Source organism: Paenibacillus sp. 01T422 (assembly GCF_056398785.1).
In genome coordinates this window covers 1-7,083 of the sequence record NZ_JBFTQB010000538.1, presented here as the reverse complement: position 1 = coordinate 7,083, position 7,083 = coordinate 1, and the positions used below count along the sequence as shown (strand labels likewise).

Here is a 7,083-nt window from a genome sequence, read left to right as displayed (position 1 = left end):
ATAAGAGGGGAATTGAGCGGCGGGCAGCGTATCAACGGGAGAAGCTCATGGATCCGGTCCGGATGCAAGCGTACATCACGCAGAGTTCGGCAGGCAGCCCGGCTAATCTTTCGGATTGGCAGAGGTTTCAGATTGAAGATGCATTGTCTAGGTTGAGCGAACGGGAGCGAGAGTGCTACGTACTGGCTCATGGGGAGTGCTTTTCATTCAGTGAGATTGCTGGGATGCTTGGGATTAGTAAAGGAAGTGTTGAGGTGTATGTGATGCGTGCTCAAAGGAAAATATCGGAGGATTTACAGAACAGCCTATTCCTTGTGGGATAGGTTTTTACATTTTGTGATGCTGAAATCAATAAGTCGAAGCAGTATTTGCATCTGAAAAAAATATTGAAATTAATAGTCGTGGAAAATTGTAATATTTAATCGACGTTCTTTCATTGAACGTGTTAATATGGAAAATATTGATTTATATTGACTATTTCTCATGAGGTGAAAGATGGAAGCAATATTAAAGGATGGAAAGTTATTAGTGGCAATTATTTCATTTTTTCTTGGTGTATTTGGTGCTATCTTCTTGGAGTTCAAAAAAAAATCAAAAGAGAAGAAAGGGTTATTGGATTTATTTATTACGGATATTAATACAAATTTTCTAAAAGTAGATGAACTTAAATCGATCCCGATAGGACCAAATTTTTATACCGCTAGATTGTCAATTAAAGGAATCAATAACTTAAATTTTTCAGGTCGACCTGAATATAATTTTGAAGTTTATAATTTGAAATTGTTTGAAACTGAAGGTTTTAAGCTGGTACACTTTTTGAAAAATGTATCACGAATTAAGTTTTGGGAAGTGTATACTCTTTTAAAAGATATCGAACAGACTAGAGTAGTAATTAATTCTTTAATAAAAGAGGCGGATCAATCCAATAACGACTTGATCGAATATCAGAAATTATTCAATGAATTAATTGAGTTACTTATAATTAAATTAAATGAACTCTCTGAACTGTTAAAAAAAGAAAGATATTTTAGTTACAAGATTTATAGGTTTTTTAAGAAGACCGAAAAATAACTTGGTACATTATAAGAAAATAAAATTGAATACTCAATTATTGTCGTACAAATGCCACTTATAAGTGAATAGTAAATTCAATTCCGCTCAAGCACCTCACTGGTGCTTTTTCTTTTACCTAAAATCCGACATAACACAAGGGGGAACTTTTTTGAGAATCGAAACTATTGCAACGGAGGACATAAAACCCAACGGCTGGAACCCTAATGAGATGGACGATCATATCTATCGATCGTTAGTTGAAAGCATTCGGAAGCATGGCGTGCTGCAGCCAATCCTGGTCCGGAGTGATATGACAATAGTTAAGGGTGAGAAGCGTTGGAAGGCGGCTAAAGAAGCCGGGCTCCTAGAGATTACTTGTGTCATCGTAGAGTCAAGCGATGAGGAATCTAAACTTCTAACGATTAGCCTGAGCCATTTACGCGGCCGAACTAATGAGGAGCTGCTTGCATCGCTTCTAGAGGAGCTTTCCGCTCATTATTCGATTGAGGAGTTGTCCTTACAGGCTGGTTTCCAATTGGACGAGCTTAATCAATTGCTGCCCGGCTTGAACTCAGACACTGAACTGATTACCCCGGTCCAGGAGGATGAATTCGATGTGCAGCGTGCTTTGGATGAGATCAAAGAGCCCGAGACTCGTTACGGCGATGTGTGGCAACTTGGTAGGCATATATTGGTGTGTGGTGATGCAACTAAACTTGAAGACGTACAGAAGCTAATGGCTGGGGCTAAGGCGGCGCTTATTGTTACTGACCCACCATATAATGTAGCAGTGGAGAGCGATTCAGCCAGGTTGGCTGCAGATGGTCGAGGAACAATTATGAATGACGATATGCCCGCAGAGGAGTTTGTGGGCTTTTTGAATTCTGTTTTTTCTTGTTATGCCTCTGTCATGGATCAAAAGGCAGCCATTTATGTTTTTCATCCATCTTCTTATCAGCGGCAGTTTGAGGATGCAATGAACGCGGCCGGCATTGTTGTAAGGTCACAATGCATTTGGTCAAAGAACGCAGCTTCTTTTGGCTGGTCTCAGTATCGTTACAAGCATGAGCCTGTTTTCTATGCTCATTTGAAGGGTAAGTCCCCGGCATGGTACGGGGATCGGAAGCAGACGACCATTTGGAAGGCCGGGTTGCCACAAGAGCTGTTAGAGCCAGAGACGATTTGGGAAGTGTCCCGGGGTGATGTTACAAAATTTGTTCATCCAACACAGAAGCCACTGGAGCTCTTACAGATTCCTATAGGGAACAGCAGCCAGCGCGGTGATATCGTTTTGGACTTCTTTGGCGGTAGTGGCTCTACCCTTTTGACATGTGAGCAGATGGACCGGACATGCCGAACTTTGGAGTTAGATCCTGTTTTCTGTGACGTTATTAAGAAACGGTTTTATGAGTTTACTGGTGTTGAGCCAGTCCTTTTAGTTCGAGCTGAAGCTGCATAGATTTCTTTTTCTATGATACTTAATTCGATTCGAAGTAAGCATGGAGGAGTACCACTGGCTAGGAAGTGCCAGTGGTACTCCATCGGAAATGTCTTCTCACTTCTGATAACCTACCCATGAAACAAATGGCGCTGTAATGATATTATTTGGAAACCCAAATCTAACTGAACTAGTCAGCGCAGTTGTCAGGTAAGGTGAAGAAATATGATCAATCCCATTATTAGGAACTGATGGCGCCCGGAATACTGTAAAATCATATTGAAGACCTAGAGTATTGATAGAAACCACAGATGCAACTAATAAATCTGCACTTATTTGTAAATTTTGAACGGTACCATTAAAGGGGATTGGGAAGGCAAAACCACCTGCTTCAGGTGGACTAGTTGATTCTCCACCACCGTTAATAACTTCAACCGTATGGTTACCAAAACCCATTAAAATCGGTGCAGCTGATACTACTGTAGCGCCACTGAGGATGATTCCCGTTGAAAATGGAATTAATCCCCCACCTCCAGGTCCCGGAGCTCCTGTTGCACCCGTTGCTCCCTGGGCTCCTGGTGTTCCCGGAGCTCCTGTTGCACCTGTTGCTCCCTGGGCTCCTGGTGTTCCCGGAGCTCCTGTTGCACCCGTTGCTCCCTGGGCTCCTGTTGTTCCCGGAGCTCCTGTTGCACCCGTTGCTCCCTGGGCTCCTGGTGTTCCCGGAGCTCCTGTTGCACCCGTTGCTCCCTGGGCTCCTGGCGTTCCCGGAACTCCAGTTGTGCCAGTTGCTCCCTGGGCTCCTGGTGTTCCCGGAGCTCCTGTTGCACCCGTTGCTCCCTGGGCTCCTGGCGTTCCCGGAGCTCCTGTTGCACCCGTTGCTCCCTGGGCTCCTGGCGTTCCCGGAGCTCCTGTTGTGCCAGTTGCTCCTTGTGCTCCTGGTGTACCTGCAGGTCCTCTTGGTCCAACTGGACCTTCAAATCCTCTTGGCCCCGCAGGTCCCGCAGGTCCTCTTGGTCCAACTGGACCTTCAAATCCTCTTGGCCCCGCAGGTCCCGCAGGTCCAGTTTCTCCTCCAGCCGGTCCTCTTGGTCCAGCTGGTCCTTCTGAGCCAGCTGGGCCTTGTGGTCCCATTGGTCCAACCAGTCCAGGAACCCCTTGTGGCCCCATTGCTCCAGCCGGTCCAGGAATTCCTTGCGGCCCTTGTGGTCCTATTGGTCCCTGTGGACCGCCAGCAGGCCCGGCAGGCCCTCGTGGTCCTTGAGGTCCTGGTGGACCTCCGGCAGGCCCGGGAGGGCCTTGGGGTCCAGCAGGTCCTATTGGCCCTTGAGGACCCCCGGCAGGACCAACAGGCCCTTGAGGTCCCGTAGGGCCAACAACCGTCGGAGTTGTCACATTCACTTTAGGTGGGGGACATGATACCTGTACAATTTTTTTAATTACTCGAAGCCGACGCTTCTTTCTTTTTCCTTTTGGAGGGCAAACAATTACTGTTTTCTTTTTACACCGTTTCTTATCATCAAAGCAACTCAATAATGACACCTCCCTATCGAGATGGTGTATTGTACGTGAATAGTTTAATTTTGGGATGGACTACTAGCCTTATTTAGCTAGACTAAGGACCATTTATGGAAAAAATAGGCATTTTAGTAGTGGGATCTATCACAAGACAAGTGGTGTTATATGTGTCTAGTATTCTTTGAGAAATTTCTATTGAGGTCTTAAAAGATAGCTAAATAAAAAGAAGGACGCGTTAACGTCCTCCTTACGCACCGGAACACTCCCGGTGAGATCATGTTTGCCGTGGCCACGGTTTTGCGAACGCATGATCTCATATCTATTCTAACGAATGTCGGGAGTGTTCGCAATTGAAAGATAAAAATACGAACAATGAGAATGAAGCTTTGTTATTAAAACACGAGCTCGCGTTGATCGAGGGTATCCTGGAATCCAAGTCAAAGTACCGTAAAATCATACAAGCCGGCATTGCTCGCTGGGTTAAAGACTTCCAGGATGGACGCATTGAGATCAAGTCGGTTGAGGATCTGAAGAAGTTGATTGAGATTGATCTGGAGCTTCAAAAAGAGCAGTAGTAGCGATTAATTGTGAGAGTCAAATTGACTCTCTTTTTTATTTGATTTTGATCTTATATCCCGGAGGTGGGTGATATGTAATGCCAAGAGAACGTAGCCCGGACAGGGACAAAGCTCTACAGATTTGGCTTGGCAGCGGCGGTAAGTTAAAGCTCAAGGACCTTGCTGCTGAGCTCGGACTAGGGGAAACTCAGATACGGAAATGGAAGAGCCAGGATAAATGGGATGCTTTATTAAATGGTAACGTTACTAATAAAAAGAAAGGTAACGTTACTAAACGAATTGGCGCTCCTTTAGGTAATAAGAATGCCGTCGGTAATAAGGGTGGAGCTCCGAAAGGGAGTAAAAATGCCCTCGGTAACCGCGGGGGTCATGGTGGGCCACTTGGTAATAAGAAAGCCGTCACAACAGGAGAGTTCGAATCCATTTGGATGGATACGCTTGAAGAAGATGAGCAAGAGCTGGCTCGCCAGGTTGAGACTGATCCGATTAGACAAGCGGACGAGGCAATCACACTTCTTTCTATAAGGGAACGCCGAATGCTGCAACGGATTCAGAAACTTAGGAATGCATTATCAGAAAAGCAGCGGAAGGTCCTTCAGGAGAGAATCACCGTGAAGGATGTTCAGAGTGTACATGATGAGAAGACGGGTCAAACCAGAAGTGTGGTTGTTCCGATAGATAAGCTTGTTACGACGAAGATAGAGGAATCAGATATCAGGGTAATCGATGACCTTCTTCGCCTTGAGGAAGCATTGACGAGGGTCCAGGATAAGAAGCTTAAAGCGATCGAATTAAAGAACCGATTTGTAGACGCTGAGCGTGATCTTAGAATTCAGAAGCTTCAAGCCGAAGTTAACACTTTGAACAACAGCAATATTATTGATCCAGTCGTATTTAAGGATGACCTGCATGAGTGAAGTTAGCTTGCAGCAGACAATTGGCAAGGGTTATGTAGACTTTTGGCGGTTTCGCGGTCGGTATCGAGTTATTAAAGGTGGCCGTGGTTCTAAGAAGAGTGTTACTGCAGCGCTATGGCATATCTATCATATGATGAGGTTGCCACTTGCGAATACGCTTGTTATTCGGAAGACATTCAATACACATAAAGATTCTACGTTTGCCCAGCTTAAATGGGCTACTCGGAGATTGGGTGTAGCTCATCTCTGGCAGTTTAAGAAAAGCCCGCTCGAGGCTATATATAAGCCAACTGGCCAGAAGATCCTTTTCCGCGGCCTTGACGACCCGATGTCCATCACTTCGATTACGGTGGATACGGGATATTTGTGCTGGGCCTGGTTTGAAGAAGCTTATCAGATATTAAATGAGGATGACTTTGATAAGATCGACATGTCTATCCGTGGTGAGCTGCCAGAAGGATATTTCAAACAATTAACGCTGACTTTTAACCCGTGGAATGAACGCCACTGGTTAAAGCAGCGTTTTTTTGATGTGCCAAATCCTAATACATTAGCGCTAACGACAACGTTTCAATGTAATGAGTTCCTGGGAGACGACGACCGGGAATTGTTTGAATGGATGAGGAAACATAAGCCGAAGCGCTACCGCGTTGAAGGCGAGGGCAACTGGGGGATTGCGGAAGGCGCCATCTTCGAGAACTGGTGTGAAGAAGAGTTTGAATGGCGGGACATCGCCAAGCTGCCAGGTTACAAAGCTATATTCGGTTTGGACTTCGGCTATACGAATGACCCTAGTGCTTTTGTGGCTGCCCTAGTCAATAAGGACTTGAAGAAGATCTACATCTTTGATGAACACTACGAGGGGGCTCTGACCAATGACAAGATTGCGGAGATCATCAAGAAGAAAAGCTACTCGAAAGAGAAGATTATTGCGGATTCTTCGGAGCCTAAGTCCATCGACGAGATTAGGGGCTATGGGATTAATCGGATTCGTGCTGCGGAAAAAGGACCGGACAGTGTAATAAACGGTATTCAGTATCTTCAGCAGTACGAGATCATTGTCCACAAATTTCGTTGTCCTAATGTCAGCATGGAACTTTCCAGTTACGTGTGGGATCAGGATAAGACAGGGCGCTTCTTAAATAGGCCGATTGATGATTTTAACCATGCGATGGATGCACTTCGCTATGCTATGGAGCAGATTCGCAAGGGATCAGGAGTTTCATTTGATTAATAAAGGAGTGGTACGTATGGAAGAGCAGCGATTGCGGCAGGTAATAGAGTTACTTGTTGGTGTTAGCTATAAGGACTGGCAAGCCATTGAACAGGCAGTTAACGCCGAGTTCAGACGACTTGCCAATAAAAATACATTTGTTGAAGCTGAGCTAACTGCTGAAAACATCTTACTTGAATTAAGATGAGGTGAATGAACATTGACTCCGGAAATGCAGAATATTGCCGCCATTCTCCGTGCCGGTGCTGCTTCTGCCATGACTATCGAAGAAATCATACATCAGGAAATTAGTGATTGGCAGAAGGATCCGCTGCGCAAGCTGATGTTAGTCGGACAGCAGTATTATGG

8 protein-coding genes are annotated in these 7,083 nt (G+C 45.3%); 7 read left to right on the top strand and 1 reads right to left on the bottom strand.

The features are described 5' to 3' along the window. The 3 genes from AC1DUA_RS25265 to AC1DUA_RS25255 all read left to right on the top strand — a co-directional run. On the top strand, positions 1-323 hold a 323-nt coding region (locus tag AC1DUA_RS25265; RefSeq protein ID WP_477502389.1), incomplete at its 5' end, for a sigma-70 family RNA polymerase sigma factor. Positions 324-495: 172 nt separating this feature from the next. After that, positions 496-1,071, top strand: coding sequence for a hypothetical protein (locus AC1DUA_RS25260; RefSeq protein WP_477502388.1), 576 nt, complete (start codon positions 496-498; stop codon positions 1,069-1,071). A 151-nt stretch (positions 1,072-1,222) separates the two neighbouring features. Next, a complete protein-coding gene (locus tag AC1DUA_RS25255; protein ID WP_477502387.1) occupies positions 1,223-2,512 on the top strand; it encodes a DNA methyltransferase in 1,290 nt (429 codons plus the stop codon). A gap of 96 nt (positions 2,513-2,608) precedes the next feature. Here AC1DUA_RS25255 and AC1DUA_RS25250 read toward each other — a convergent pair whose 3' ends face one another. Continuing rightward, entirely contained in the window at positions 2,609-4,021 is a 1,413-nt protein-coding gene (locus AC1DUA_RS25250; protein WP_477502386.1) for a collagen-like domain-containing protein, read from the bottom strand. Between the two features lie 335 nt (positions 4,022-4,356). Here AC1DUA_RS25250 and AC1DUA_RS25245 point away from each other — a divergent pair, with 335 nt between their 5' ends. The 4 genes from AC1DUA_RS25245 (at position 4,357) to AC1DUA_RS25230 (ending at position 6,922) form a co-directional block, all read left to right on the top strand. Continuing rightward, the gene (locus AC1DUA_RS25245) at positions 4,357-4,581 is read left to right on the top strand and encodes a hypothetical protein (RefSeq protein WP_477502385.1); all 225 of its coding nucleotides are present in this window, start codon (positions 4,357-4,359) and stop codon (positions 4,579-4,581) included. An 80-nt stretch (positions 4,582-4,661) separates the two neighbouring features. Next, complete coding sequence (gene terS / locus AC1DUA_RS25240; protein WP_477502384.1) at positions 4,662-5,501, top strand: phage terminase small subunit; 840 nt, start codon at positions 4,662-4,664, stop codon at positions 5,499-5,501. After that, positions 5,494-6,735: a PBSX family phage terminase large subunit gene (locus tag AC1DUA_RS25235; protein ID WP_477502383.1), complete on the top strand. Its 1,242-nt coding sequence runs from the start codon at positions 5,494-5,496 to the stop codon at positions 6,733-6,735. Before terS ends, AC1DUA_RS25235 begins: the two co-directional genes overlap by 8 nt. Positions 6,736-6,751: 16 nt before the next feature. Continuing rightward, positions 6,752-6,922: a hypothetical protein gene (locus AC1DUA_RS25230; RefSeq protein ID WP_477502382.1), complete on the top strand. Its 171-nt coding sequence runs from the start codon at positions 6,752-6,754 to the stop codon at positions 6,920-6,922. Positions 6,923-7,083 lie beyond the last annotated feature (161 nt).